The following is a 26,282-nucleotide window of genomic DNA, read 5'->3' as shown; positions in this document are numbered from 1 at the left end:
CCTGCTGCCAGTTTACTCTGCATAAACCGATACGGCATTACGGCCAGCGTCTTTACTCTGGTATAACGCCATATCAGCCTCTTTCATCAGCAGCTCGACATCGTCAGGCTGACCACAAGCGATGCCGATACTCAGCGTACACGGTAGGCCAAGTTGCTTACTTTGCTGTCGCACATCGTGCAGTAATCGCTCGGCCAATGCCGTCATACCGGCGGCGTTAGTATCGACCGCCGCCAGTATAAACTCATCGCCGCCCAGCCGGCAGAGGACATCCGTCGTACGTGCGACCCGGCGTAATCCCTCAGCCACCAGCTTTATCATGTCATCACCCTGTTCATGACCATGCGTATCGTTAAAACCTTTAAAATGATCAATATCAATCATCATTATCGATAGCAACAACCCAGAGCGGCTGCAAAGTTGCGCCGCTTCAGCACTACGCAGCTGAAAACCGCGGCGGTTTAATAACTCCGTTAATGGATCGGTATTGGCCAGCTCAGCCAGATCCTCAACCTTGCTTTGTAATTTCGTCACTTTCCGTTGGGCCTGCTGCGCCTCCAGCCGGTGCTGCCTGGCGTTGAGCAAAGCCTGTAATTGCGACGACAAAGCCTCAGATATTAATTGTAAACTGTTATGCTGCGCTGGCGTCAGGGTCTTAGGCGAGACATCGGCACCACAGAGCGTACCTATCATCTTATCGCCTATGGTGATCGGCAAGACCACAAAGCTTTGCATGCCCAGCTGCACCCCTTTGCTATCGGGAAACAACTGGCTAAGCTCAGCCGTCGTAGTAAGTTGCTGACTGAACATTAATTGACACATTGAATCTGACAAGTCGACTTCAGCACCGGCGGCCAGCTGCAAGCGGCCGTGGTTTTCTGCCAGTACTATCCTTTGCCGGCCCGCCGTGAGATCAATTTCAGTAATAAAAGCCGTTTCGAAACCCGTTAAGTGGATCACCAGACGCAGCAATGGGCTGACCGCCAGATTAAACGCGATTACATCAAGCTCAGCGACCTCGGTCATGACACCACTCCCACTTCATCTGGCTGTACTCAGGTCAGTTTCGGCCGCGCTAAGGCTAAAACCTCTGGATTGTAGCAGTGTATCTATCAGCTTCGCTGCAATTTGCGTCAGTTTCTGGTCAAGCGTCTGTTATGCGCTGAAAAATCCGGTACTTCGCGTTGATAATCCTGCTGATACAACCTGGAGTGAATAATAAAATCGGCGGTGGCACGGTTACAAGCCACTGGAATATTCCATACCACAGCAAGGCGGATTAACGCTTTAACATCAGGGTCATGCGGCTGCGATGACAGTGGATCCCAAAAGAAAATAAGCCAGTCTATTTGCTGCTCGGCAATTAAAGCCCCAATTTGTTGATCACCACCCAGTGGACCACTGGCCATACAACGCACCGGTTGTTGCAACGCATCACTAATAAGTTTGCCGGTGGTGCCGGTGGCAATTAAATTTTTATCGGCAAAAAACGCCTTATGCTTGCCAATCCATTCTAGCAGGGTGGCTTTTTTGCCATCGTGCGCTACCAGAGCAATGTTTTTCATCAGCGATCCCGTTGTTTATGAAGAAGTTAAAGCACAAGTCTCAGACTATAAAATCAGCTGAACCGAAACACAATGCAAGACGCACTGAAAAAAAACCACAAGGTGCAAGCTGGGCTAATATTTACTAACAATTTACGACTATCATTAAAGCTCGGTTTTGGTATGTTAGCGTACATATATCAGGCATGGAGTGTCTTTATGAAAACCAGACAGAAAGGGCTTATCGCCGGCGCAGCTTTTGGCTTTGCCATCATTGCATTTATTACCATTCAGGCCACGGCAAAACCACCAATACAAAAAGATAAGGCTAAGAATCTGGCACCGCTGGTACTTACTGAGCAACTGCAGGCACAGCCTCATCGTTTTGAACTGCAATTATGGGCAGAAGTGAAACCGAAAGAGCACACCACCCTGACACCTGAAGTATCTGGGCGCATAGTCGCAATAGATCCAAATTTTATTGCCGGGGGCGTTATCACCAAGGGCACAGTGATGGCGCAACTAGATGATGCCGACTATCAGGTCGCTTTGCTCAGTGCTCAGGCGGCGGTTGCTAGTGCTCAAGCCGCCCTGGCGCAAGAGCAAGCGCAAGCCCGGGTGGCCGAGCAAGAATTACGACATCTGTCCCGTGAGCAAATCAGCGCTTTAGCCTTGCGCGAACCGCAATTACTCAGTGCAGAAGCCATGTTAACGTCAGCCAAGGCGACACTGCAAAAAGCGCAACGCGATTTACAGCGAACCCGCATCACCGCCCCTTATGATGCGCTTGTGGTGAAACGGCAAATAGGCCTGGGCCAGGTGGTCAGTGCTGGTACGCCCTTGGGCGAGCTGTATAGCGTAGAGCAGGCGGAGCTCTATGTGCCCGTTGCCAGTTTTGATTTGGCTTTTTTACCAGAAGAGCGCATGGGTATTCCGGCAGAACTGCGCACAGAGCAGCTTAGCCGCAGCGCCACTGTCGTGCGCGACCTGGGGCTGGTCAACAGTCAGACCCGCATGAGCCATTTAGTGGTGCAATTAGATGACCCTTATTCATTACGCAGCCAGCAACCGGTTATTCGCTTTGGCCAATATGTTGAAGTCCGTCTGGCCGGACGGGTAGAGGATAAGCTTTATGCAATACCCCAGGATGCACTTTATGATGGCAAAGTGTGGTTATTGCAGGACGATATGACCATGCAGCATCAAGCGGTAGAGGTGGTTAGACAAACCGGCAGAATAGCTTATGTCAGAGCCGGCTTAACCGACGGCCAACAGCTTATTTTAACAGTACCGAGTTTTCCGCAACCCGGTATGCTGGTGCGCACTGAGCAACCTGATGCTGACGTTGTCAAAGCGGAGTAAAACATGCCTTATAATCCTGAAAGAGGCATTATTGCCTGGTTCGCCCGCAACAGCGTTGCAGCTAACTTATTAATGGTTTTTATCGTGGTAATGGGGTTAATCACTTACGCCACGATGCAACGTCAAATGTTTCCTGCCGTTGAAGTTAATTTTATCCATGTTAATGCCACCTTCCGCGGCGCGGCTCCGCAAGAAATTGAAGAAGGTATTCTGATTAAAATTGAAGAAGCCCTGACTGATATTGAAGGTATTAAGCGCTATCGCAGTAACGCTTGGCGTGGCGGTGGTCAGGTCAGCATTGAATTACAGCCGGGCATAGATGTCTCGTCCAGATTAGATCAGGTAAAACTGAAAATGGACGCCATCAGCACCTTTCCGGGCGCGATGGAGCCGCTAACCATTTATCAGGTGGAATGGCGCCAGGACGCCGTCAATCTGGTATTGACCGGTACGCCGGATCAATTAGCACTAAAAGCCATGGGCCGGCAAATCAAAAATGAATTGCTACAACTGGACAATATCAGCTTTGTTGATTTTGATGCGATGCCTGCCTGGGAAATTGGCATTGAAATAGCACCGGCAACACTTGAGCGTTACAACATTAGTTTGCAGGATGTTAGCCGGGCCATCGCACAACACTCTGACAATGTATCAGCCGGCATGATCCGCTCTGATGCCGGTATGATTACCATTCGCTCCGAGCAACGCGCTTATCGTGCCGCTGAATTTGCTGTACTGCCGATCATCACCGGCCCGCAGGGTGAACAAATTCGCCTGGGCGATATTGCCAACATCTATGATGGTTTTGAAGAGCGCATTAACTATATGCGCTACGACGGCAAGCCCGCTGCCTTTATGGCAGTAAAAGCGTCAGCAACCCAGTCGCTTCCAGATGTCGCCGCCAGTGTGCACCAATATGTTGACTTCAAAAATAAGCAATTACAAGGTGACTATCAGTTGCACACCCTGGTCGATATGACTTACTACCTGAATGGCCGGCTCAACATGATGTGGAGTAACTTGTTGCAGGGTGCCGTCTTGGTATTTTTGATGCTGATGCTGTTCTTACGTTTTAAAGTGGCGTTCTGGGTGATGTTGGGCTTACCCATAGCCTTTCTGGGTGCCATCTGGCTGATGCCCTTTGCCGGTGTCACTATTAACATTATCAGCTTGTTCGCCTTTATTATGGTGCTAGGCATAGTTGTAGACGATGCGATAGTCATCGGTGAAAGCGCCTATCATGAAACTGAATTACAGGGCCACAGTATCGACAACATTATTCGCGGAGCCCAGCGCGTTGCCGTACCCGCAACCTTTGGTGTGTTGACCACTATGGCTGTCTTTGCGCCTTTTATGTTTGGAAATAGCATTGAAGCCAATGAGTTTAAAGTTATTTCTATAGTGGTCGTTTGTTGTTTGTTGTTCAGCCTTATCGAATCTAAGCTGATCCTGCCAGCGCATCTGGCCCATACAAAATTAACGCCTTTGCCTGAGAACGGTTGGCGTATGCGCTTTAACAAGCGTTTCCAGGATTTTATTCAGTTGCGCTATCAGCCGTTATTGCAGCTGTGCATGGCGCATAGATACGCCACTCTGGCGGTATTTTTTGGTATCTTACTCAGCGGTGTGGCGTTGATTTCGGCCAATCATGTGCGAATGGTGATGACGCCTCCGGTACCGCATGATTACCCGGAGATCCGCTTTGAAATGCATCAAAATGCGTCAGAACAACAAAGCCTGGTTATTTTGCAACAGCTTGAGCAGTTGGTTTATCAGCAAGACGCCTTGGTGCAGCAAGAGACCGGCCAGCCTATGGTCAAGCATGTGATGGCCTGGCTAAACAACCAAACCCGCGGCACTATTCTGGTTACCCTGGTGGATGAAGCAGATAGGCCTATTGATGCTTTTGAGCTGGGCCGTCGCTGGCGTGAGAGCTTACCGGAGCTGGCTGGGGTGCGCACTATTCAGGTCAGAGATGATTTGTTTAGTGGCGGCGCGCAGCGAGAATTGGGCTACCGCTTATTTGGCAGCGATATTGATCAACTGAACGCCGCAGGCCATGCCCTGATTGCTGAGCTGAGTAAAATACCCGGCGTCTATGATTTAGGCTCAACTATAGATTCGGGCAGCAAAGAATTAAACCTGGAACTGAAACCATTGGCACATCAACTGGGCTTGACGCCAACCTGGCTGGCACAGCAGGTTAGCCATAGTTTTTATGGTATAGAAGCACAGCGCATGATCCGTGACGGTGATGAGGTACGGGTGATGGTGCGCTATCCCAGGGAGTACCGGCAGCAGGTAGCGGCGTTACAATATACCCGGCTAAAACTGGCTAATGGCGATTTTGTCATGCTGGGTGATGTAGCCAACATTGCTGAATTACCAGGTATTTCGCGCATTAACCGCGAAGCGGGTTTTAGAAACGTGCGTATTGATGCTAGTGTTGATCAACAGCAAGTCACCACCTCTGAAGTGGTGCGATTAGTCCGGGCTGATATTATGCCTGAGGTACTTAAGCGCTTCCCAGGAGTGAAATCTGAGCTGGGTGGCCAGATTGAAGAGCAACAAAAACAACGGGATCAGATGCTGCTTTACATGGTAGCTGGCTTACTGCTGGTGTATATCCTGCTGGCGATCCCCTTAAAAAGCTATAGCCAACCGCTTATCATTATGTCTGTGATCCCCTTTGGCATGACCGGTGCCTTATGGGCACACTTCTTCTTAGGCTTTGATTTGTCGCTGTTTTCATTTTTCGGCATGATAGCAGCGGCTGGTGTGGTGATAAACGACAGCCTGGTGTTTACCGACTATGTGAATCAGGCCAGAGCGCGCGGCTTATCTTTGAAAGAGGCGATTGTCTCGGCCGGCAGTATGCGCTTTCGGGCCATATTACTGACCTCCTTAACCACCTTTTTTGGCCTGGTGCCTATTATGTTTGAAACCAGCCTGCAGGCGCAATTTGTCATTCCAATGGCCATTTCACTCAGTTTCGCTGTACTCTTTGCCACCTTAATTACGCTGATACTGGTGCCTTGCTTCTATCTTATTCTGGAAGATATCAAACGGCCATTGCGGCGCTTAAAGGTAAAACTCACTGGCTTACTCAACATGAGGCCAGCGTTATAGCTGGCCTTGTTTCAGATAAAAAAAGCCCCGACAAGCGGGGCAAAACAACCAAGGTCCACGTATAACATCGTTATTGGTCTGGCATTAACGCGGGCACTGCCCAGCGTTAATCGCCATTAACCACATCATTCATTTAAAGCGCGTTAGTTCGCCTCTACAATTCGTTTCATGGCGGTCATATAACCACGTAATTTTTTACCCACCTGCTCTACCGGGTGCTGCCGTATCGCTTCATTGACCGCGATAAGTTTCAGGTTATCCACGCCAGTCTGGCTGTGGCTGATGCCTTTACCGATATAGTCAGTGCTTAAGCTGTTGACCTTGTCGCGCAGCAAAGGCACGGCGGCATGGGCAAACAGATAATTGCCATATTCGGCAGTATCAGAAATCACCACGTTCATCTCATACAAGCGCTTGCGGGCGATAGTATTGGCAATTAATGGCGTTTCATGCAGCGACTCGTAGTAAGCCGACTCAGCAATAATGCCGGCATCAACCATGGTTTCAAACGCCAGCTCAACGCCGGCTTTTACCATAGCCACCAGTAAAACACCGCGGTCGAAATATTCTTGCTCAGTAATTTTTTCATCCGACACCGGCGCTTGCTCAAAGCCGCTGTCACGGGTTTGCTCGCGCCAGGTCAGCAGGTTTTTATCATCATTGGCCCAGTCCGCCATCATAGTGCGCGAGAACTCACCGCTGATGATATCGTCCATATGCTTTTCAAATAATGGCCGAAGCGTTACTTTTAACTCTTCTGCCAAATCATAGGCTTTGATTTTGGCCGGATTACTCAACCGGTCCATCATGTTAGTGATGCCGCCATGCTTCAGCGCTTCAGTCACCGTTTCCCAACCATACTGAATCAGTTTAGCGGCATAACCGGCTTCAAAGCCCTCAGCCACTAACTTGTCAAAGGCCAGGATAGCGCCTGTTTGCAACATACCGCACAGGATAGTTTGCTCACCCATTAAGTCTGATTTTACTTCAGCAATAAAAGATGACTGCAACACCCCTGCCCGATCACCGCCGGTGGCCGAAGCATAGGCTTTAGCTACGGCCAACCCCTGACCTTTAGGATCGTTCTCCGGGTGTACGGCAATCAATGTCGGCACACCAAAGCCACGCTTGTACTCTTCACGTACCTCAGTACCCGGGCATTTCGGCGCCACCATTACCACAGTGATATCAGGGCGGATTTGTTTGCCTTCTTCTACGATATTAAAACCATGCGAATAGGCTAAGGTGGCACCTTGCTTCATCAGTGGCATCACCGCATCCACCACGCTGCTGTGCTGTTTATCCGGAGTCAGGTTTAACACTAAATCTGCCTGCGGAATTAACTGCTGGTAAGTGCCAACGGTAAAACCATTGCTGCTGGCTTTCTGGTAAGAAGCCCGCTTTTCGCTGATGGCTTCTTCACGCAGGGCATAACTGATGTTTAAGCCAGAGTCGCGCATATTCAGGCCCTGGTTTAAGCCCTGAGCACCACAACCGACGATAACGATGTTCCAGTCCTTGATAAATTGGCAGCCATCAGAAAATTCGGCTTTATCCATAAAGCGACACTGGCCCAATTGTTGTAACTGCTGGCGTAAACTTAAGGTGTTAAAATAATTGCTCATAACCGTCTCATCAAATTCGTTTCAGTTGACTGCTTAGCAGTCATAAGCAGCGTCGTTATCTGCTTTAATGAGTGCAGTCTACGTCATGGCTTTTATTGCGTGAAGTGATATATTATCAATTCTGAATTGCAGAAAATGAAATAGAGATGTATTGATGGATAGCCGCAGCGCACAATTATTCTTGCACCTGGCCTCAAGCCTGAACTTTGCCAAAACCAGTGAGCAACTCTATGTTAGCCCCTCTACACTGACGCGGGTGATCCAACGGCTGGAGCAAGAGCTGAATGCCCCACTGTTTACCCGCGATAAGCGCTCAGTGCAACTGACCCCCGCCGGCAAACGCATGCAGCAATTTGCCAGGCTATGGCTGGATGAGTGGCATCAGCTGCAACTGGATTTACAATTGGCCAGTGCAGAACTTAGCGGCGCTATCAGACTATTTTGTACAGTGACCGCCAGCTACAGCCATTTACCGGCGATTCTGGACCGCTTTCGGCTGCAATGCCCTAAAGCAGAAATTCAGCTGACCACCGGCGACGCTGCCCTTGCCATAGATAAAATCAGGCATGATGAGGCCGATATCGCCATCGCCGCCCACCCGCAGCAACTGCCGTCGACTATGTTGTTTCAAACTATTGCCCATTTACCGGTATGGTTAATTGCGCCGGTGATCCCCTGTAAAACCACAGATCTGCTGGCAAAACCGCAGATTGATTGGTCAGAGATCCCACTTATTTTACCCGAGCACGGCCCGGCCAGACTGCGGGTAGATCAATGGCTGCAGGCAGCACAAATTAATCCGCCAATAGTGGCAAAAGTGGATGGCCATGAGGCAATGGTATCGATGGTAGCGCTGGGCAGTGGTATAGCGCTCAGTACCGAGCCGGTGTTACAACATAGCCCGGTCAAAGACCGGGTACGTGTTATCAATGTCGGCTATCAGTTTGAACCCTTTAACTTAGGGCTCTGTATGCTGGCCAAACGCCAAGCTGAGCCGTTATTGCAGCGTTTCTGGCAATTGGCAGCCAAGGGCTAAAGTAGCTATTTAATCAGTTTTAAATGACTGCCTTTTTTCGGCTTGCCAGGATCGGTCGGTTCAGTCAGCTCAACGCCTGTGTCATCGTCGTCTAAAGCGTCGAACAGATCTGCTTCATCTTCGTCTTCTTCCAGTGTAAAGACCGTGCCTGCACCGTTTTCACGGGCGTAAATAGCCAACACGGCTTGCACCGGAATAGACAGCGCAAAGGGTTTGCCACTAAAACGGGCGTTAAAGGTAATAATGTCATTGCCTAACTGCAAATTCCCGACAGCAGAAGGCAACACATTCAACACGATTTGACCATTTTGTACAAACTCCCTGGGTACCGTAACGGCAGGAAAAGTCGCATCCACTACCAGATAAGGAGTGCATTGATTATCGACTATCCAGTCGTAAAAGGCCCTGAGCAAATAAGGGCGGTTTGGCGACATGCGGCTCATTACAAGCGCACTCCGCGCCGGATCTCCCGCTCGATATCGGTTAATGATGCCTGAAAGGCATCACGCTCAAAAATGCGCGCCATGTAGTTCTTCAGCTCTTTGCTGCCGACACCATTCAATTCAATACCGAACGCAGGTAAGCGCCACAGTAAGGCGGCCATGTAACAATCGACCAGACCAAACTCTTCGCTCATAAAATACGGTGCTTCATTAAACAGCGGCGCAATAGACAACAAGCCTTCTTTTAACTCCAAGCGCGCTGTGTCAGCATCGCTACCGCCAGCAGTAATCTTAGCGGCCAAACTGTACCAATCATTTTTGATACGATACATCATTAAACGCGCCTGGCCACGGGCTACCGGATACACCGGCATTAGCGGTGGATGCGGGAAGCGCTCATCCAGGTACTCCATAATGATATCCGCCTGATACAGTGCCAGCTCACGATCTAACAAGGTTGGCAGGCTGCCATAAGGATTCACTTCATAAAGATCTTCCGGCAGATTGTCCTGAGTTACCTGGAGAATATCCACAGTCACACCTTTTTCCGCCAGTACGATGCGCACCTGATGACTAGACATCTCATCTATGGCAGTGAACAACGTCATCACTGGGCGCTTATTGGCAATGATCGCCATGTATTCCTCCGGTAAAATAAAAAACAGCAAAGGGGCGCTAAGGCCCCTGAAAAAACAACCGTTTAAAAACAGCTACTTAATGAACATCTTTCCAGTATTCTTTCTTCAGCAACAATGCCAACACAAAGAAGATGGCTAAAAAGATTAATACCTTATAACCTAACTGCTGAGATTGCAGCTTAGTCGGCTCGCCGACATAGACCAGGTAGTTTACCAGATCGCCGACGGCACGGTCATATTCTTCGTTACTCATCTCACCGCTGCCGTCTGTTCTGATACCAACGTAAACTTCTTTCGGCTGGCCATCAACCAAACGGGTTTCGTATGCCTTATAAGGAACACCTTGTAATTCCTGCAGCACATGCGGCATACCGACCATAGGGAACACATCATTGTTCACGCCAAAGGGACGGCTGTCATCACGGTAGAATGTCCGTAAATAAGTATAAATCCAGTCAGCAGTGCGAACCCGTGATACGTTAGTTAAATCAGGGGCTACAGTACCAAACCAGTTACTGGCATCCGCAGGTTTCATATTGTTGGTAATAAAATCGCCCACCCGCTCACCGGTAAACATCAGGTGCTGCATACCCAACTCTTCCGGGATATCTAAATCACGGAAAGAGCGGGCATAGCGCTGATATTCCATTTGGTGGCAGCCCAGACAATAGTTTTGGTACATCGCTAAACCGCGTTGCAGTGATGCTTTGTCGCGTAGATCAACCGGTGCTTTGTCCAGTGGAATACTTGGGCCCGCAGCCAGCACGACTGATGAAGCCAATAGCGCAACAGCAGATATAATGGTCTTAAGCATCAGGTCAACCTCTCTGGCAACGGTTTAGTATTTTCATTTTTACTGTATACCCACAACAACACAAAGAACGCGAAGTAGGTGAAAGAGAAAGTACGTGATAAGATCACGTTAATGCCGACCGGCTCCTGAGTACCTAAGTAACCTAAGGCAACAAAACTGATACAGAAGTTAGCCATATTCCACTTGTGGAAGGTGCTGCGGTAACGGATTGAACGTACCTTGCCACGGTCAATCCACGGTAATAAAGCCAGCGCTAAAATCGCACCGAACATAGCGATAGCACCCACCAACTTTTGCGGGATAGCCGCCAAAATGGCGTAGAACGGCGTAAAGTACCAGACAGGAGCAATGTGATCAGGCGTTTTTAATGGGTTAGCCGGTTCAAAGTTTGGCCGCTCAAGAAAGAAACCACCGCCTTCAGGCCAGAAGAAAATGACCCAGGCAAAGATAAACAAGAACACTGCTGCGCCCATAATGTCTTTAACTGTGTAATAAGGATGGAATGGGATAGCATCGACAATCACTTTTTTGCCACCCTTGCTGAAATGCGGGTGAAATTGAAACTTCTTATCCGCTTCAGTCAGCTCAACACTGCCATCATTATCGCGCTTAATATCGACACCATCCGGATTATTTGAGCCTACCTCGTGCAGTGCCATGATGTGTAAAAATACCAGAATCACTAATACCAGTGGCAAAGCGATAACATGCAGCGCAAAGAAACGGTTAAGGGTAGCACCGGAAATAACATAGTCACCACGGATCCACAGCGTCAGCTCTTCACCAATAATCGGCAGCGCACCAAAAATCGAGATAATAACCTGAGCACCCCAGAATGACATCTGGCCCCATGGCAGCATGTAGCCCATAAAGGCTTCAGCCATCAGTACCAGATAAATCAGCATACCGAAAATCCACAGCAATTCCCGTGGCTTCTGATAAGAGCCATACAACATACCGCGTAGCATGTGTAAATACACCACCACAAAGAACGCCGAGGCACCGGTAGAATGCATGTAGCGTAGCAACCAGCCATATTCAACATCACGCATGATATATTCAATAGAGCGGAAAGCACCTTCAGCAGAAGGCTCATAATTCATGGTTAGCCAGATACCGGTCAGGATCTGATTGACCAGCACTAAAATAGCCAGCGAACCAAACAAGTACCAGAAGTTAAAGTTTTTCGGAGCCGGATACTGGGTAACGTGTAGCTTCATTTTGTCCATAAAGGGCAAACGATACTCGATCCAGTCCATCACATTTTTAAACATCAGACAGCCCCCTCATCTTCACCGATTATAATGGTGTTGTCGTCTATATACATATGCGGTGGTACCCGCAGATTAGTTGGTGCAGGTACACCACTGAATACACGGCCAGCCATATCAAAGGTGGAACCATGACAAGGACAGAAGAAACCAGAACGCACACCCTCTACCTGAGCATCAAAGGTGGTGTGTTGATACAAAGGAGAACAACCCAGGTGAGTACAGATACCGACAGCGATAAAAATTTCCGGGCGAATGGACCGGTGCTGATTGCGGGCATAAACCGGTTGTTGCTCTTGCTTTGATTCAGGGTCACTGAGACTCTCTTCAACAAGGTTCAGCTCCTGCAAAGTTTGCTCGCCGCGTTTAACAATCCATACCGGCTGGCCACGCCACATCGCCCGCATTAACTGACCAACTTCCAGCTTGCTGATGTCAACAGACACCGAGGCACCAGCTTGCTTGGCTCGCTCACTCGGACTCCAGGACGCAATAAACGGCACCGCAACTCCGACTGCCCCCACGCCACCTACTACCGAGGTTGCAATGGTCAGGAAGCGGCGGCGACCATGATCTACAGGCGCATTGCTCATCCACTCATCTCCACATTTACGCTTAACTGATTAAATTTTAAGCGGCTGAAATTCAGCGATTATTATAATTGAAAAAATAACGTCGATCATAATGAAAAGCCTTGCTTTACACAAGGATTAAGCGACTTGATGAAGGATTATCTTAACGGTCAGTCATTCACTGGCAGCAACAAAGCGTTACAGTAGTGCGCTGATATACGCCTGATGAAAAAAAACCCGGCAATAAGCCGGGTTTTTTGGGTGCAAAAAGCGATTAACGCTTTGAGTACTGTGGACGTTTACGTGCTTTACGCAGACCCACTTTCTTACGTTCAACCTGACGGGCATCACGCGTTACAAAGCCTGCTTTACGCAGTGCCGGACGCAATGACTCGTCAAATTCCATCAGTGCACGGGTGATACCGTGACGGATAGCGCCAGCCTGACCAGAAATACCACCACCTTTAACAGTGATGTACAGGTCAAACTTTTCAACCATGTCGACCAGTTCTAACGGCTGTTTTACTATCATACAGGCGGTTTCACGACCGAAATACTCAGTCAGACCACGCTGGTTGATAACAATGTTACCTGAACCAGCTTTTAAAAAGACGCGGGCCGTTGAGCTTTTACGACGACCAGTTCCGTAATATTGATTCTGTGCCATGTTATGCTCCGATTAAATATCTAAGATTTGCGGTTGCTGAGCAGCGTGTTGATGCTCTGCGCCGGCGTAAACTTTTAACTTACGGAACATAGCGCGGCCTAACGGGCCTTTTGGCAACATGCCTTTAATAGCTGTTTCCAGAACCATTTCAGGTTTCTTCGCGATCAACTTCTCGAAATTGATTTCCTTGATACCGCCAGGGAAGCCAGTGTGCGAGTAATACATTTTGTTTTTCGCTTTATTACCAGTTACGGTCACTTTTTCAGCGTTAACCACAATGATGTAATCACCAGTGTCAACGTGAGGGGTGTATTCTGGTTTGTGCTTGCCGCGTAAGCGAGCAGCGATTTCAGTTGCGATACGACCCAGTGTTTTGCCTGTTGCATCAACAACGTACCAGTCGCGTTGTACGCTTTCTGGTTTTGCAGTAAAAGTTTTCATTTAAACCTATTCCAAAAAATAACTTAAGTTACACCTGACACCGTACAGGGCTGTTGTACAAGTGTCGTTATCGCACCCCTTCGAGTACAAAATTACCGGGCTAACGGCAATACCAGGCTGTAACGTAGGCCGGGCGCGGATTATATATTAAGCAAATTTAAAAATCAGCCCTTGTGCTAAAAATAAGCTGAAAAAGCCGTAAATTTTTATGGCAGGTGGGCACTGGCCAGATAATCCCTCGATTGCATCTCTTGTAAACGACTGATACAGCGTTTAAATTCAAATTGTAGCTGGCCCTGACTATAGAGTTGTTCCAGCGGCAGTTCTGCAGACATGATCAGCTTAACCCGCCGCTCATAAAACTCGTCTACCAACGCAATAAAACGCCTCGCCACATCATCATTCTGTTGCCCCATGGCCTTAACCCCTGACACTAAAACAGTGTGGTAGCAACGGCTCAACTCCATGTAGTCATATTGACTGCGCGCGGTTTCACACAATTGGCTAAAATCAAACCAGACAATGCCATCGGCTTCAGCCCGCGCCTTAAGTTTGCGGTTGGCAACGTCAACCTCAACCTGTTGCTGCCTGGGCTCTACCGATAACGCCAGAAAGTACTGCTGTAAATTCTGCTCAGCCACCTCATCTAACGGACAGTGAAATATTTCAGCCTGCTCTAGCGTACGCAGCCGGTAATCAATACCGCTATCAACATTAACTACCTGAGTGTGCTGTTTAATTAAGGCAATAGCCGGCAAAAACCGCGCACGCTGCAAGCCATTGCGGTACAGGCCATCAGGTTCAATATTCGAGGTCGCCACCAGACAAATGCCGCGGGCAAACAACGCTTGCATCAAGGTGCCGAGGATCATGGCATCAGTAATGTCTGACACAAAAAATTCGTCAAAGCAGATAATGTCAGTTTGTTGTTTAAAACGGTCAGCCACCTGTTCCAGCGGGTTAGCCACCCCACTGAGTTGTTTTAATTCCTGATGCACCCGGTGCATAAAGCGGTGAAAGTGAATGCGCAATTTACGTTGTGTCGGTAAACACTCATAAAAGGTATCGACCAGATAGGTTTTACCGCGGCCGACACCTCCCCAGAAATACAGCCCTAACAGAGGTGTTGATGACTGTTTTTTCAGGCGCAACCGCTGCCATAAACTGGGTGTGGCCGGGACTTTTTGCACAAATTCATCAAATAAGCGCTGCAAATGCACCACTGCTTGTTGCTGGGCCGCATCAAAATGAAAATCAGCGCGCTGCAAGTCTTGTTGGTATTTTTCTATTGGTGTCATGATAATTTGCTTGAAACTGCAGCTAATGCCCTTAAATACGTCAGAATATAGTAACATGCCTTACCACTCTGGATAAGAACTTAGGTTACACTAAGAGACAGAAAGTCTTTTGTAGGAGTTGTCATGGATATAATGTTTGGTTTGCTGTGGGCAGGTGTAGGTTTAGTGGTGGGTGCCGGTGTGACTCGCTGGTTTAGTTTACGCCAGTTTAATCAACATCAGTTACAACTGGCGCTGGATGAAAGCCAGCAGCAATTATCGCAGTATCGTCAGGAAGTCTCTGCGCACCTGGAAACATCGCACCAGCTGATGTCACAGTTGCATGATAACTACGAACGCATAGCTCGCCACATGCAGCAGTCAAAAATGCAGTTGGTTGAGCAACCACTGCAACCGGTAAAATCAGACTTAAACTACTTGTCTTCTGACACTGCCAGCCATATTAAACAGTCGCTGCATCAAATCGATGAAAAGCGCCGGGTGTATTCTGCCGTTGAACAACAACCGAAAGATTATGCCGGCTACGCCAGTGGTTTGATTAAAGAGCGTTCAGACAGTAAAACGGAGTAAGCTCCGACCAGTGACTGGTCTTAATGAACTTTTTTTATTGCTGAACGTTCTTAGTCGCATGTTATTAATGGAGACTATTACGCGATGAATAAGAAACTGTCCGTATCAGCCGCCGCATTAGTGGCGGCCTTTGCCTTAAGTACCACACCGGCCGTCCAGGCAAATTTACCCTTTTTCACTGCTGATAATCAGGAAATGCCCACCCTAGCCCCCATGCTGGAGCAGGCCACACCCGCTGTGGTGCATATTTCTGTTATGGGCAGCCGTGAAGTACGTCAACGTATGCCGGATGCCTTTCGCCATTTCTTTGGCCCACGCAGCCCGGGCGAGCTGCGCGAAGAGCGACCTTTTCGCGGCTTGGGCTCAGGCGTGATTATTGATGCGGCTAAAGGCTATATTGTCACTAACTACCATGTGATTAAAGACGCCGATAATATTCAGATTAAACTGAAAGATGGCCGCACTTTCGCAGCAAAAAAACTGGGTGAGGATCCGGAAAGTGATGTCGCCTTACTACAAATTGACGCCGAGGAATTAGTACAACTTAAGCTGGCCGACTCAGACCGGCTGCGGGTAGGTGATTTTGCCATTGCCATCGGTAACCCCTTTGGCTTGGAGCAAACCGTGACCTCCGGCATTATCAGCGGCCTGGGTCGGGGCAATCTGGGCATCGAAGGTTTTGAAGATTTTATTCAAACCGATGCCGCTATTAATAGCGGTAACTCCGGCGGTGCCCTCGTCAATTTACGGGGCGAGTTGATTGGCATCAATACCGCCATTTTAGGTCCCGGCGGCGGTAATGTCGGTATTGGCTTTGCCATTCCCAGCAATATGATGAAAAACCTGGTCGATCAAATCATAGAATTTGGTGAAATTCGCCGCGGTAGCCTGGGCGTTCGTGGCCAGGATGTCACTGCCGAGCTGACCAAAGCTTTAAACCTGAATGTCAATCGTGGTGCCTTTGTCAATGAAGTGATTGCCGACAGTGCCGCAGCTAAAGCAGGCCTGAAAGCCGGCGATGTCATTATCAGCATGAATGGCAATCGTATTCATAGCTTTAACGAGCTACGCGCCAAAATTGCTACTCTGGGCGCCGGTCGTGAGGCGACCTTGGGTGTATGGCGTGATGGCCGCGAACGAGCCATTAAGGTGCTATTGCAAGAACTAACTAGCGGTCAGGTGGCAGCCAATCAACTGCACCCGATGCTACACGGCGCCACCTTAAATAATGCCAGCGCCGGTGTGGAAGTCACTGAGCTGGATGGCAACTCTCCTGCCGCGCAACTAGGGCTGCGTAAAGGCGATATGATTATTGGCCTGAACCGGCAGCGGGTAACTAACCTGGCCGATTTACGCCGCTTGCTGGAAAATCGTGACGGTGGTGTTGCTGCACTGTATATACGTCGTGGCAATGATCAGCTTTATATTCTGCTGCGCTAATCGACAGAACGGCTTAAGCAGTAGCTAAGTGGCTACTGCTTAAGCATTATTAATGCTATGCTAAGCACACTTATCGACTCTCGTCTGAGTTAACGTGCTTAAATTTTTATTATTCCTGGGTAAGAGTATCGCCTATGGCCTGGCGCTGGCACTGCTGATTTTAATGCTGCCTCAGTATACCGGCATTCAGTTACCCTTATGGTCCAGTCATACTGAACAAAGTGAGCCGGGGCCTGTTTCGTACAATCGTGCGGTCAGGCGTGCAGCTCCCGCCGTGGTTAATGTCTACACCCGCAGCCGGGTAGTCGATCCCCGCTCCCTTCGCCCGCGCACCATTGAGCGGCAAGAATTAGGCTCAGGGGTGATTATGAGTGCTCAGGGTTACATTCTGACCAACCACCATGTTGTCTATGGTGCCGATCACATTGAAGTCGCTTTGCAGGATGGCCGCTGGCTGGAAGCGGTATTAATAGGCCAGGATGAAATTACTGACTTAGCTGTGCTCTATGTACAGGCCGACAACTTACCAGTGATCCCACAGGATACCCAGCTCGAGCCACAGGTCGGCGATCTGGTATTGGCCATCGGCAACCCGCTTAATTTAGGCCAAACCATTACCCAAGGCATCATTAGTGCCAATGGCAATAATGGCTTAAGCTCACGTGGCTATATTGATTTTATGCGCATGGATGCCGCCATCAATAAAGGCAACTCCGGTGGTGCTCTGGTCAACAGCAACGGCACTCTGGTCGGTATTAATGCCGCAGCTTTTCAGCTACAAAATCAGGAAATTCAAGGTATTTTCTTTGCGGTGCCCTACCAACTGGCACATAACATTATGCAAAAACTGATACAGCATGGCCGGGTGACCCGCAGTCACCTGGGCGTATCGGGTGAGGCAGTTGTGAATGCAGCAGGCGACCGGTTAATTTCCACCGGCCAAACCTTATATGGCCTGACCATTCCCTCGGTTAACCCCGGGGGGCCTGCGGCCGAAGCTGACTTGCGGGTAGGCGATATTATCCTGTCTATTGCCGGCATGCAGTTTGATAACATGCAACAGGCGATGAACCTGATTGCCGAAACCGCGCCGGATACTGAACTGTTAATGGAAATCGATCGCAATGGTCAGCGCATGCCGTTACCGGTGACGGTGCGAGAGTTGCGGCGAGACATGCGTTAACATGACCTTTGATAAAAAACCGCCTTAAAGGCGGTTTTTTATGCTGGGGTAACAGTCATAGCTGAGGTTAATTGGCGTTTATACGCTTAATATTAGCGCCTAACCGCTGCAATTTGTGTTCAATCTGCTCATAGCCACGATCGATATGGTAAATACGATCCACTACTGTGGTGCCTTCGGCGACTAAGCCGGCAATCACCAGACTGGCAGAGGCACGTAAATCAGTAGCCATGACTTGCGCGGCCATCAGCCGTGGGCTGTGCTGGCATACTGCAGTATTACCCTCGAGCCGGATTTTCGCGCCCATCCGCTGCAACTCAGGTACATGCATAAAACGGTTTTCAAAAATCGTTTCTGTGACGACGCCTACGCCCTCTGCCACTACATTCAGCACGGTAAACTGCGCCTGCATGTCGGTAGGAAAACCCGGATGTGGTACCGTTTTAACATCAACCGAGTGCAAGGTGCGACCGGTCATATTCAAACGGATCCAATCTTTGCCGGTGGTCACTTCAGCACCGGCAGCGCGCAGCTTTTCTAATACCACTTCCAGCTCTGCCGGATCAGCTTTAACACAGGTAATATCACCGCCAGTCACCGCCGCCGCCACCAAGAAGGTGCCGGTTTCTATGCGATCGGGTAATACCCTGTAATCGCCGCCGTGCAAACGCTCAACCCCTTCAATGCGAATGCTGTCGGTGCCCGCACCACTGATTTTAGCACCCATGGTATTAAGATATTTGGCTAAATCAACCACTTCTGGTTCGCGGGCGGCGTTATCAATCACCGTCAAGCCATCCGCCAGGACGGCAGCCATCATCAGGTTTTCAGTACCGGTCACGCTAATCATTTCCATAATGATATGAGCGCCGGTTAAGCGGGTAGCACGGGCTTTGATATAGCCGTTTTCAACCTGAATGTCTGCGCCCATTTTGCGCAAACCATCTATGTGCAAATTAACCGGACGCGCGCCAATAGCACAGCCACCTGGTAAAGACACCTCCGCCTGACCGAAGCGGCTGAGCAAGGGTCCCAACGCCAAAATCGACGCCCGCATGGTTTTAACCAATTCATAAGGGGCAAACTGATTATTCACAGCACCCGCATCCACGGTAACCTGATCATCCTGACGACTGACCGTAGCACCAAACAGCTGCAGCAATTTAAAGGTGGTTTCAATGTCTTTTAATTGCGGCACATTGCTGATGGTGGTGCTTTTTTCAGACAGTAAGCTGGCAAATAAAATAGGCAAGGCAGCGTTTTTCGCGCCTGAAATTGTCACTTCACCGTGTAAAGGACCATTGGCAGATACAAGAAATTGGTGCATGGCAGATCACGTCACTGGATTGAGTAGTTTTTCTCTGCGCCATTGCGTAGGCGTAAAGGTCTTAATGCTGATAGCATGAATGCTGCCGTCAGCGATAGCGGCTTGTAATGGCTGATACACCAGTTGTTGTTGCTTTACCCGGCTTAAGCCTTCGAAACAATCACCAACAGCGGTCACTGCATAGTGCGAGCCATCTGCTTTAACATAAATTTCTGCCAATTGTAATTGAGCGGTCAACAGCTGCTCAATTTGTTGAATCTCCATAACTACACCTTAATCAATTATCGGCAAGAACGCCGTTACTGCACTGACCCTGGCCAGCGACTGCAATTGTTCGGGTGCCTGTTGTATCCTGATAGTCAGCCCTTGTTGTTTAGCAAGAGCCAGCTGTTGGATCAGCCAGGCTAACCCGGCTGAGTCTACATTGGTTAGGGAAGAGAAATCAAAGGTTACCTCACCCGACAGCGTATTTAACTGCGGCCAGGGTGAATACAGCATTAACGTATCGCGATTCAGCGCACCGCTAAAATGGGCTAACTGCCCTGTAATCGCTATATTGAGGCTCACTGTTTACTCCGGAACTACAATAGGATCTTTAGATTTTTCAATCAATAAGGCGGTGACGCTGGCTAAACCCTGTTGACGGATTAAGTTACTCAGTTCGGCTCTCTTGCTGTCCAGCAAAGAAATCCCCTCCGCCACCATATCTATGACAAGCCATTGCTCAGTGCTGCGGTTACGGCGTAATTTGAAATCAATAGTGATATCAGGCTTGCCAGGGTCTATTACCCGGGTTCTGATAGTAATAATATTCTGGTTCTCAATCGGCCGCTCTGGCTCAATAATCACCTGTTGGTCGCGGTAATAGGTTAAGGCGCCGGCATATGACTGCACCATATATTGCTCAAATGCTTTGACAAATTCAGCAAAAACCTCGGGTTGCTGGCGAATATCCACAGTACGACCTACTACTGTACCCGCAGCGTAACGGCTGTCGATGTATGGCAGCAATTCTTCAATAACAATTGTGCGTAAATGCTCTTTATTCTCGGCGATCAGCGCCTGATCCTGTTTAATCCGATTAAAGGCTTTGTCTGCTACTACTTCCATCATAGTGTAAGGATTGGTATAAGTAGGCACTTCAGCCAGCGCCGGTTGCTTAACAACACTCACTAAGGCGATGCTGAATAATAGCGCTTTGACAGGTTTTAAAAGATTCATCATTAACTACCTCGGTTAAATAAGAACTGGCCAATTAACTCTTCCAACACTATGGCCGAACGGGTATCTTCGATGTAGTCGCCATCGGTCAAAATTTCAACAGTTTCGTCAATAAAGCCGGGGATTAACCCCAGATATTGCTCTCCCAACAGTCCTGACGTCAAAATAGCCACTGAACTGGTTTCTGGAAAATTCGAGTAAGCCGCAATGATTTCCAGTCGGACCACCGGCGTATAAAATACTGTATCGAGTTCAATGGAAGCGACGCGACCTACCACTACCCCACCTACTTTCACTGGCGAGCGCACTTTCAGGCCACCAATGTTATCGAATTTGGCATACAAACTATAGCTTTGGCCGGTGCCACTAAATCCAGAGCTACTGGCGACTTTCAGGGCTAACAGTAAAAAGGCTGCTATAGCTAATGCCACAAAAGCGCCCACTAATATTTCAATTTTCCGTGTGGTCATCTTATCCACCAAACATAAGTGCAGTTAAAATAAAGTCAAAACCCAGTACCGCTAATGAAGCCGTTACTACTGTTTGCGTTGTTGCCTGACTAATCCCCTCAGAAGTGGGCATCGCATCATAGCCTTTATGCAGTGCAATCCAAACGACGATAAGAGCAAATACCAGGCTCTTAATGACGCCGTTGAACACGTCCTGGTACAAATCAACATTGGCTTGCATGGCCGACCAGTAACTGCCGGCATCCACGCCCAACCACTCTACACCAACCAAATGGCCGCCAAGGATACCTACCGCATTAAACACTAAGGCTAATAACGGCATACAGATAACACCAGCCCAAAAGCGTGGTGCAATAATGCGTCTGAGCGGGTCAACGGCCATCATTTCCATACCTGATAATTGCTCGGTAGCTTTCATCAGGCCGATTTCAGCTGTAAGCGCACTTCCGGCGCGGCCTGCAAATAGCAAAGCAGTAACCACTGGCCCTAATTCTCGCAGTAAGCTTAATGCGACTAAAGGCCCTAACATACCCTCTGCACCAAATTTAACCAGTACGGTATAGCCTTGCAGCGCCAGCACCATACCGATAAACAGGCCTGATACCAGGATAATTAACAGCGACAGCACACCAATGACGTACATTTGCTTTAGCAGCAGCGGGAAGCCTTTTTTGATATCAGGCAGGGCAAATAATACCCTTGCCAGCATTAATGCCGCCCGACCATAGCCGACGATAATTTGTACCGTACTACGCCCCAGCTGTTGCAGGTTATTAGCAATCACTTGCTTAACTCCATCAATTCCTGTTCATAGGGTGCCGCACTAAAATGAAATGGGACTGCACCATCGGCTTTACCCTGTAAAAACTGTTGTACCAATTCAGAGGTATGTTCACGCAGCTGTTGCGGTGTGCCCTCACCAATAACGCGCTGCTCTGCTACCAGATATACATAATCAGCAATGCTCATTACTTCTGTCACATCATGTGATACCACTACAGAGGTCAACCCCAGGGCATTATTTAATTCACGAATCAGCCGCACTATCACGCCCATAGAAATCGGGTCCTGCCCCGCAAAAGGCTCATCATACATAATCAGTTGCGGGTCCAGCGCTATAGCACGGGCTAACGCCGCCCGGCGTGCCATACCGCCAGATAATTCGGCTGGCATTAAGTCGCGGGCGCCACGCAAGCCCACAGCTTCAAGTTTCATCAGCACCACTAAGCGAATTAACGATTCAGATAAACGGGTATGCTCACGCAGCGGAAAAGCAACATTGTCAAATACCGACATATCGGTAAATAAGGCTCCGCTTTGAAACAGCATGCTCATTTTTTGCCGGGCCTGATACAGCTCACGCCGAGATAATTGAGGGATATTCTGACCATCAAACCAGATATCACCACTATCAGGCTGTAATTGGCCGCCAATCAACTTTAACAAAGTGGTTTTACCAATGCCGCTGGGGCCCATAATGGCCGTGACTTTACCGCGCGCAAATTGCATGCTCATGTCGTTATATATCAGTCGCTCGCCGCGCGAAAACGTCAGATGTTGAATATCAACCAGAATGTCAGACAAATCGGTACTCACTAATCAAGTAAACCCTGTAAAAATAAACCCAGTAAAATTAAGCCTTGCTGAATTACAGCTGAAAAACCAGGGTAGCGGCAAGCGGCCGCACTATACGCCCTTTGTTAATCGCTGACAATGTCACCCCGACGACCGTCTATTGTACTGCACACATTAATGGTTCAAGCAAAAGTAACACTATTGTAAAGCTTCAGCGGTAATAACAGGTAATAAAAATTCGTAACTAAATGTTCGAAAAATCGAAAGGGGGCCAGTTAACAGGTTTTTTTGCATTTAGCAGCAATACACGTGAAAATAGCCTATTCCGACCACGCATTATTTGGATTTAGCCGTGTCACCTTTATTACTCGCCGTTTTTTTTGTGATCGTAGGCCTGGTACTGTTAATTTGGAGTGCTGACCGCTTTATCTTCGGTGCGTCCGCTATTGCCCGTAACAGTGGTATTTCACCAATGATTATTGGCCTGACAATCGTTGCCATGGGCTCGTCTGCTCCGGAAATGCTGGTATCGGCCACAGCGGCCTGGCAAGGTCGGCTAGATACGTCAGTGGGTAATGCTATAGGTTCCAATATTACCAATATCTTGCTGGTGATAGGAGCTACCGCCTTGTTAAAACCGATTGCCGTCTCATCATTGACGTTAAGGCGGGAGTTCCCGTTGCTATTGGTGTGCACCTTCTTTGGATATGCTTTACTGGCCGATCATGAGCTCACCCGCGTTGAAGGCATTATGTTGTTGGGCGCTTTTATTGGTTTTATCGTGTTACTCGTGCATTGGGGCCGAACTGCAAAAGCGGATGACCCATTAATTGCTGAAATTAATGCGGAACTGCCGGTGGCGGTGTCTACACTAAAAGCAGTATTCTGGATAATCGCAGGCCTGGCACTATTACTGGCCAGTTCGCAGCTATTAGTACACGGTGCTGTCACCATTGCCAGGTATGCAGGCATGAGCGATTTAGTGATTGGCCTGACTATTATCGCTATTGGCACCAGCTTGCCTGAGCTGGCTGCCAGCATTATTGGCATTTTAAAAGGCGAGGATGATCTGGCGCTGGGCAATATCATCGGCTCAAACATCTTTAATATTACAGCTGTGCTAGGTTTAGGTGCGGTTATTGGCCCCGGCTTACTGGATGTAAACGCCGGCAGCCGGGATAGTTATGTCATGATAGCCGCCACCCTTGCTATGCTGATTATGTCGGTTCGCTTTAGCAAAGTACAACGGATTAATCGCGTTGAAGGCGCACTTTTGCTGGCCTGTTTTGTCGGTTATATGGTTTTATTGTTTCAGTAGCCTGGGCTACTCTCATTTCAGGGCATCATCATGAGTCGATTATTTCGCCAACAAGCTTTAGAGGTTTTGCACATTGAAGCGCAGGCCGTACAGCAACTTGAGCAATATCTGAATGACGATTTTGAAAAGGCTTGCCAACTGATTCTAAGCAGTCAGGGCAAAGTGATCGTTACCGGCATTGGCAAATCTGGTCACATTGCCAATAAAATTGCTGCTACGCTGGCGTCCACCGGCACCCCGGCATTTTTTGTGCATCCCGGTGAAGCCAGTCATGGCGATTTAGGTATGCTGGGTAAAGGCGATGTAGTGATTGCTATTTCTTACTCTGGCGAAACCGCTGAATTGCTGACCATAGTGCCCGTTATTAAACGCATGGGGCTGGGATTGATTGCGATGACAGGCAAACCACACTCCACCCTGGCCCGTTTAGCTGATGTCCATGTCTGTGTAGCTATAGCTAAAGAAGCCTGCCCACTCGGATTAGCGCCTACCGCCAGTACTACAGCTACCCTGGCTATGGGCGATGCTATTGCCGTAGCGGTACTTGATGCCAGAGGTTTTTCGGCCGATGATTTTGCCCTGTCACATCCTGGTGGCAGCCTTGGACGTAAGTTGCTATTAAGGTTGTCAGATGTTATGCATCAGGGCGAGCTGCTTCCCCGGGTGCATCGAACGGCCAGTATTAAGGATGCGCTGTTAGAAATTTCCCAAAAAGGCCTTGGTATGACCAGTGTTGTCAATGATGATGGCAGTTTGGCCGGGCTTTTTACCGATGGCGATTTACGCCGCATTCTCGATCAGAAGCTGGATATTCATCAGTTAGCCATTGAGCACGTGATGACCGTAAATTGCATTACCGCCAAAGCCGATATGCTGGCTGCCGAAGCACTTAATATCATGCAACAAAAGAAAATTAATGGCCTGTTGGTGTTAAACGCACAGCGCCAGCCCATTGGCGCAATGAATATGCACGACTTATTGCGCGCCGGAGTGTTGTGATAATGGATCTATACCAGCAGCTTTACCAGGCAATACCTGACAGCATCATGCAACGTGCTGCCGCCATCCGCTTATTAATCTGCGATGTGGATGGCGTGTTTTCGGATGGTCGCATTTATCTGGGCAATGCCGGTGAAGAATTAAAAGCTTTTCATACCCGGGATGGGTATGGCATCAAAGCATTACGCCAGGCGGGTATTGAAGTGGCCATTATTACCGGTCGTCGCTCGGCTATTGTTGAACAACGAATGCGCTCACTCACGGTGAGCCACATTTATCAGGGGCAGGAAAATAAAACCGCTGCTTTTGCTGAATTATTACAGCTACTGCAACTTAACGCTGAACAAGTAGCCTATATAGGCGATGACCTAGCCGATTGGCCGGTAATGCAACAAAGTGGTCTCAGTGTGGCAGTGGCCGATGCCCATCCATGGCTCAGACAACAGGCGCATCTGATTACCAGTTTAGCTGGCGGTTTTGGCGCGGTAAGGGAGCTGTGCGATTTACTGTTAATCAGCCAACAGCAATTTGCGCAGTTTGAGGGTAGCAGTACATGAATCGATTGGGGATAGTAGTCATAGCGATACTGAGTTCCATTGCCGCCTGGTTATGGTTTGCCCCCGATGACACTTCGCTAAGTATGGCGCAGGAAAATGAGCTGTTTCCAGATTACATTGCTGAGCAGGTGGTATTAAGAATTTATGACAATGAGGGGTATCTGGCCGATCATATGCAGGCCAGCGGATTGGAACATTTTGAGCAACTTGGCTTTACCCAATTTGAGCAGCCCCGTTATACATTATTTAACGAGCAACATATGGCTGCCTGGGAAATCAGTAGCCGCTTTGCAGTGTGGTTTCCGGAAGACAAAATTATGCTGGAGCAAGATGTCGCCATTCGCAACTTATTGCCCGGCGAACTGGTAGACCGCATTGACAGTGTTGAGCTGACTATTTTATTGCCTGAAAAAACCGTGCAAACCCATGAAGCAGTGTCAATTGAAGGTGAGGGATTTATCATCAAAGGTATAGGTTTACAGGCCAATCTTGAACAAAAAACGTTGCAACTGACGACCCATTTAGAGACGAGGTATCATAATGAAAACTAACCGCCTGTGGCTGTTTGGCTGGCTGCTGAGTGTTGGTGTAAACGCTGCCCCCGCCGACTATACCTTGCCAGTCGATATCAGTGCTGACTTCTGGGAAGCATCTATTAAAGATAACATTTCAATTTATCGTGAAAAAGTTGAGATACGTCAAGGTACTATGCTCATTACAGCCGATAAACTAGAAGCCAATGCCAGTGCCGGCAAAGGCCGCGAAGTGCTGATTGCCAGTGG

The 26,282-nt window shown here is 48.7% G+C and carries 29 protein-coding genes; 11 read left to right on the top strand and 18 right to left on the bottom strand.

The annotated features are described in order from the left end of the window. Positions 1-12: 12 nt before the first annotated feature. Entirely contained in the window at positions 13-1,026 is a 1,014-nt protein-coding gene (locus V7D78_RS04025; RefSeq protein ID WP_333607143.1) for a GGDEF domain-containing protein, read from the bottom strand. Positions 1,027-1,133: 107 nt separating this feature from the next. Then, entirely contained in the window at positions 1,134-1,565 is a 432-nt protein-coding gene (locus V7D78_RS04020; protein ID WP_333607142.1) for a methylglyoxal synthase, read from the bottom strand. Between the two features lie 198 nt (positions 1,566-1,763). Here V7D78_RS04020 and V7D78_RS04015 point away from each other — a divergent pair, with 198 nt between their 5' ends. Together V7D78_RS04015 and V7D78_RS04010 are read left to right on the top strand one after the other, a co-directional pair. Continuing rightward, positions 1,764-2,906, top strand: a complete 1,143-nt coding sequence (locus V7D78_RS04015) for an efflux RND transporter periplasmic adaptor subunit (RefSeq protein ID WP_333607141.1) — start codon at positions 1,764-1,766, stop codon at positions 2,904-2,906. A gap of 3 nt (positions 2,907-2,909) precedes the next feature. Then, positions 2,910-6,035: an efflux RND transporter permease subunit gene (locus V7D78_RS04010; RefSeq protein WP_333607140.1), complete on the top strand. Its 3,126-nt coding sequence runs from the start codon at positions 2,910-2,912 to the stop codon at positions 6,033-6,035. Positions 6,036-6,178: 143 nt separating this feature from the next. On the opposite strand, the gene ilvC is transcribed toward V7D78_RS04010, so the two are convergent. After that, entirely contained in the window at positions 6,179-7,660 is a 1,482-nt protein-coding gene (ilvC, locus tag V7D78_RS04005; RefSeq protein ID WP_333607139.1) for a ketol-acid reductoisomerase, read from the bottom strand. Between the two features lie 154 nt (positions 7,661-7,814). Here ilvC and ilvY point away from each other — a divergent pair, with 154 nt between their 5' ends. Then, positions 7,815-8,696, top strand: a complete 882-nt coding sequence (gene ilvY / locus V7D78_RS04000) for an HTH-type transcriptional activator IlvY (protein WP_333607138.1) — start codon at positions 7,815-7,817, stop codon at positions 8,694-8,696. 5 nt (positions 8,697-8,701) lie between these two features. Here the strand turns inward: ilvY and V7D78_RS03995 are convergent, their stop codons facing one another. The 8 genes from V7D78_RS03995 to zapE all read right to left on the bottom strand — a co-directional run bounded on the left by V7D78_RS03995 (position 8,702) and on the right by zapE (position 14,840). Continuing rightward, positions 8,702-9,139, bottom strand: a complete 438-nt coding sequence (locus V7D78_RS03995; RefSeq protein WP_333607137.1) for a ClpXP protease specificity-enhancing factor — start codon at positions 9,137-9,139, stop codon at positions 8,702-8,704. After that, a complete protein-coding gene (gene sspA, locus V7D78_RS03990) occupies positions 9,139-9,777 on the bottom strand; it encodes a stringent starvation protein SspA (protein WP_333607136.1) in 639 nt (212 codons plus the stop codon). Before sspA ends, V7D78_RS03995 begins: the two co-directional genes overlap by 1 nt. A 76-nt stretch (positions 9,778-9,853) precedes the next feature. Continuing rightward, complete coding sequence (locus V7D78_RS03985; protein ID WP_333607135.1) at positions 9,854-10,591, bottom strand: cytochrome c1; 738 nt, start codon at positions 10,589-10,591, stop codon at positions 9,854-9,856. Continuing rightward, complete coding sequence (locus tag V7D78_RS03980; protein ID WP_333607134.1) at positions 10,591-11,865, bottom strand: cytochrome b; 1,275 nt, start codon at positions 11,863-11,865, stop codon at positions 10,591-10,593. The genes V7D78_RS03985 and V7D78_RS03980 overlap by 1 nt, the downstream gene beginning before the upstream one ends. After that, the gene (gene petA / locus V7D78_RS03975; protein WP_333607133.1) at positions 11,865-12,455 is read right to left on the bottom strand and encodes a ubiquinol-cytochrome c reductase iron-sulfur subunit; all 591 of its coding nucleotides are present in this window, start codon (positions 12,453-12,455) and stop codon (positions 11,865-11,867) included. The genes V7D78_RS03980 and petA overlap by 1 nt, the downstream gene beginning before the upstream one ends. Positions 12,456-12,708: 253 nt before the next feature. Beyond that, positions 12,709-13,101, bottom strand: a complete 393-nt coding sequence (gene rpsI, locus V7D78_RS03970; protein WP_333607132.1) for a 30S ribosomal protein S9 — start codon at positions 13,099-13,101, stop codon at positions 12,709-12,711. Between the two features lie 12 nt (positions 13,102-13,113). Then, positions 13,114-13,542: a 50S ribosomal protein L13 gene (gene rplM / locus V7D78_RS03965; RefSeq protein ID WP_333607131.1), complete on the bottom strand. Its 429-nt coding sequence runs from the start codon at positions 13,540-13,542 to the stop codon at positions 13,114-13,116. 206 nt (positions 13,543-13,748) lie between these two features. Beyond that, positions 13,749-14,840, bottom strand: coding sequence for a cell division protein ZapE (gene zapE / locus V7D78_RS03960; RefSeq protein ID WP_333607130.1), 1,092 nt, complete (start codon positions 14,838-14,840; stop codon positions 13,749-13,751). A 123-nt stretch (positions 14,841-14,963) separates the two neighbouring features. Between zapE and V7D78_RS03955 the strand changes: the two genes are divergently transcribed. The 3 genes from V7D78_RS03955 to V7D78_RS03945 all read left to right on the top strand — a co-directional run bounded on the left by V7D78_RS03955 (position 14,964) and on the right by V7D78_RS03945 (position 18,033). Beyond that, positions 14,964-15,410 carry a YhcB family protein gene (locus tag V7D78_RS03955; protein WP_333607129.1) on the top strand — a complete coding sequence of 149 codons (447 nt, stop codon included), beginning with the start codon at positions 14,964-14,966 and terminating at the stop codon, positions 15,408-15,410. An 84-nt stretch (positions 15,411-15,494) separates the two neighbouring features. Then, positions 15,495-16,850 (top strand): DegQ family serine endoprotease, encoded by a 1,356-nt coding sequence (locus tag V7D78_RS03950; protein WP_333607128.1) that lies wholly within the window; start codon positions 15,495-15,497, stop codon positions 16,848-16,850. Positions 16,851-16,944: 94 nt separating this feature from the next. After that, the gene (locus V7D78_RS03945) at positions 16,945-18,033 is read left to right on the top strand and encodes a trypsin-like peptidase domain-containing protein (protein ID WP_333607127.1); all 1,089 of its coding nucleotides are present in this window, start codon (positions 16,945-16,947) and stop codon (positions 18,031-18,033) included. A gap of 67 nt (positions 18,034-18,100) precedes the next feature. Here the strand turns inward: V7D78_RS03945 and murA are convergent, their stop codons facing one another. Genes murA through mlaF form a run of 7 tightly spaced genes read right to left on the bottom strand, consistent with a single transcriptional unit; the run spans position 18,101 to position 22,647 of the window. Beyond that, positions 18,101-19,360, bottom strand: coding sequence for a UDP-N-acetylglucosamine 1-carboxyvinyltransferase (gene murA / locus V7D78_RS03940; protein ID WP_333607126.1), 1,260 nt, complete (start codon positions 19,358-19,360; stop codon positions 18,101-18,103). Between the two features lie 6 nt (positions 19,361-19,366). Then, on the bottom strand, positions 19,367-19,624 hold the full coding sequence (locus V7D78_RS03935; RefSeq protein ID WP_333607125.1) for a BolA family protein: 258 nt from the start codon (positions 19,622-19,624) through the stop codon (positions 19,367-19,369). Between the two features lie 9 nt (positions 19,625-19,633). After that, positions 19,634-19,927, bottom strand: a complete 294-nt coding sequence (locus V7D78_RS03930) for an STAS domain-containing protein (protein WP_333607124.1) — start codon at positions 19,925-19,927, stop codon at positions 19,634-19,636. Positions 19,928-19,930: 3 nt separating this feature from the next. Beyond that, a complete protein-coding gene (locus tag V7D78_RS03925) occupies positions 19,931-20,584 on the bottom strand; it encodes an ABC transporter substrate-binding protein (protein WP_333607123.1) in 654 nt (217 codons plus the stop codon). After that, positions 20,584-21,051: an outer membrane lipid asymmetry maintenance protein MlaD gene (gene mlaD / locus V7D78_RS03920; protein ID WP_333607122.1), complete on the bottom strand. Its 468-nt coding sequence runs from the start codon at positions 21,049-21,051 to the stop codon at positions 20,584-20,586. The genes V7D78_RS03925 and mlaD overlap by 1 nt, the downstream gene beginning before the upstream one ends. Position 21,052: 1 nt before the next feature. Further along, positions 21,053-21,835, bottom strand: coding sequence for a lipid asymmetry maintenance ABC transporter permease subunit MlaE (gene mlaE / locus V7D78_RS03915; RefSeq protein WP_333607121.1), 783 nt, complete (start codon positions 21,833-21,835; stop codon positions 21,053-21,055). Next, a complete protein-coding gene (gene mlaF, locus V7D78_RS03910) occupies positions 21,832-22,647 on the bottom strand; it encodes a phospholipid ABC transporter ATP-binding protein MlaF (protein ID WP_333607120.1) in 816 nt (271 codons plus the stop codon). Before mlaF ends, mlaE begins: the two co-directional genes overlap by 4 nt. Positions 22,648-22,978: 331 nt before the next feature. Here mlaF and V7D78_RS03905 point away from each other — a divergent pair, with 331 nt between their 5' ends. From V7D78_RS03905 to V7D78_RS03885, 5 genes are all read left to right on the top strand, one after another. After that, positions 22,979-23,944, top strand: coding sequence for a calcium/sodium antiporter (locus V7D78_RS03905; RefSeq protein ID WP_333607119.1), 966 nt, complete (start codon positions 22,979-22,981; stop codon positions 23,942-23,944). A gap of 30 nt (positions 23,945-23,974) precedes the next feature. Further along, positions 23,975-24,943, top strand: a complete 969-nt coding sequence (locus tag V7D78_RS03900) for a KpsF/GutQ family sugar-phosphate isomerase (protein ID WP_333607118.1) — start codon at positions 23,975-23,977, stop codon at positions 24,941-24,943. 2 nt (positions 24,944-24,945) lie between these two features. Then, positions 24,946-25,500, top strand: a complete 555-nt coding sequence (kdsC, locus tag V7D78_RS03895; RefSeq protein WP_333607174.1) for a 3-deoxy-manno-octulosonate-8-phosphatase KdsC — start codon at positions 24,946-24,948, stop codon at positions 25,498-25,500. After that, positions 25,497-26,051 (top strand): LPS export ABC transporter periplasmic protein LptC, encoded by a 555-nt coding sequence (gene lptC / locus V7D78_RS03890; RefSeq protein ID WP_333607117.1) that lies wholly within the window; start codon positions 25,497-25,499, stop codon positions 26,049-26,051. The genes kdsC and lptC overlap by 4 nt, the downstream gene beginning before the upstream one ends. Beyond that, the coding region (locus V7D78_RS03885; protein ID WP_333607116.1) for an LptA/OstA family protein at positions 26,041-26,282 on the top strand (242 nt) is incomplete at its 3' end. The genes lptC and V7D78_RS03885, both read left to right, overlap by 11 nt.

The sequence above is a fragment of the Arsukibacterium sp. genome, from assembly GCF_036735525.1.
In the GTDB taxonomy this organism is placed as follows: domain Bacteria; phylum Pseudomonadota; class Gammaproteobacteria; order Enterobacterales; family Alteromonadaceae; genus Alishewanella.
The sequence above is the reverse complement of the archived record's forward strand: the minus strand, read 5'-3'. Positions and strand labels throughout refer to the sequence as shown.

Coding starts and splice junctions, on each gene's coding strand:
- V7D78_RS04025 (WP_333607143.1), bottom strand. CDS start 1,026: ATGACCGAGGTCGCTGAGCTTGATGTAATCGCGTTTAATCTGGCGGTC.
- V7D78_RS04020 (WP_333607142.1), bottom strand. CDS start 1,565: ATGAAAAACATTGCTCTGGTAGCGCACGATGGCAAAAAAGCCACCCTG.
- V7D78_RS04015 (WP_333607141.1), top strand. CDS start 1,764: ATGAAAACCAGACAGAAAGGGCTTATCGCCGGCGCAGCTTTTGGCTTT.
- V7D78_RS04010 (WP_333607140.1), top strand. CDS start 2,910: ATGCCTTATAATCCTGAAAGAGGCATTATTGCCTGGTTCGCCCGCAAC.
- ilvC (WP_333607139.1), bottom strand. CDS start 7,660: ATGAGCAATTATTTTAACACCTTAAGTTTACGCCAGCAGTTACAACAA.
- ilvY (WP_333607138.1), top strand. CDS start 7,815: ATGGATAGCCGCAGCGCACAATTATTCTTGCACCTGGCCTCAAGCCTG.
- V7D78_RS03995 (WP_333607137.1), bottom strand. CDS start 9,139: ATGAGCCGCATGTCGCCAAACCGCCCTTATTTGCTCAGGGCCTTTTAC.
- sspA (WP_333607136.1), bottom strand. CDS start 9,777: ATGGCGATCATTGCCAATAAGCGCCCAGTGATGACGTTGTTCACTGCC.
- V7D78_RS03985 (WP_333607135.1), bottom strand. CDS start 10,591: ATGCTTAAGACCATTATATCTGCTGTTGCGCTATTGGCTTCATCAGTC.
- V7D78_RS03980 (WP_333607134.1), bottom strand. CDS start 11,865: ATGTTTAAAAATGTGATGGACTGGATCGAGTATCGTTTGCCCTTTATG.
- petA (WP_333607133.1), bottom strand. CDS start 12,455: ATGAGCAATGCGCCTGTAGATCATGGTCGCCGCCGCTTCCTGACCATT.
- rpsI (WP_333607132.1), bottom strand. CDS start 13,101: ATGGCACAGAATCAATATTACGGAACTGGTCGTCGTAAAAGCTCAACG.
- rplM (WP_333607131.1), bottom strand. CDS start 13,542: ATGAAAACTTTTACTGCAAAACCAGAAAGCGTACAACGCGACTGGTAC.
- zapE (WP_333607130.1), bottom strand. CDS start 14,840: ATGACACCAATAGAAAAATACCAACAAGACTTGCAGCGCGCTGATTTT.
- V7D78_RS03955 (WP_333607129.1), top strand. CDS start 14,964: ATGGATATAATGTTTGGTTTGCTGTGGGCAGGTGTAGGTTTAGTGGTG.
- V7D78_RS03950 (WP_333607128.1), top strand. CDS start 15,495: ATGAATAAGAAACTGTCCGTATCAGCCGCCGCATTAGTGGCGGCCTTT.
- murA (WP_333607126.1), bottom strand. CDS start 19,360: ATGCACCAATTTCTTGTATCTGCCAATGGTCCTTTACACGGTGAAGTG.
- V7D78_RS03935 (WP_333607125.1), bottom strand. CDS start 19,624: ATGGAGATTCAACAAATTGAGCAGCTGTTGACCGCTCAATTACAATTG.
- V7D78_RS03925 (WP_333607123.1), bottom strand. CDS start 20,584: ATGATGAATCTTTTAAAACCTGTCAAAGCGCTATTATTCAGCATCGCC.
- mlaD (WP_333607122.1), bottom strand. CDS start 21,051: ATGACCACACGGAAAATTGAAATATTAGTGGGCGCTTTTGTGGCATTA.
- V7D78_RS03900 (WP_333607118.1), top strand. CDS start 23,975: ATGAGTCGATTATTTCGCCAACAAGCTTTAGAGGTTTTGCACATTGAA.
- kdsC (WP_333607174.1), top strand. CDS start 24,946: ATGGATCTATACCAGCAGCTTTACCAGGCAATACCTGACAGCATCATG.
- lptC (WP_333607117.1), top strand. CDS start 25,497: ATGAATCGATTGGGGATAGTAGTCATAGCGATACTGAGTTCCATTGCC.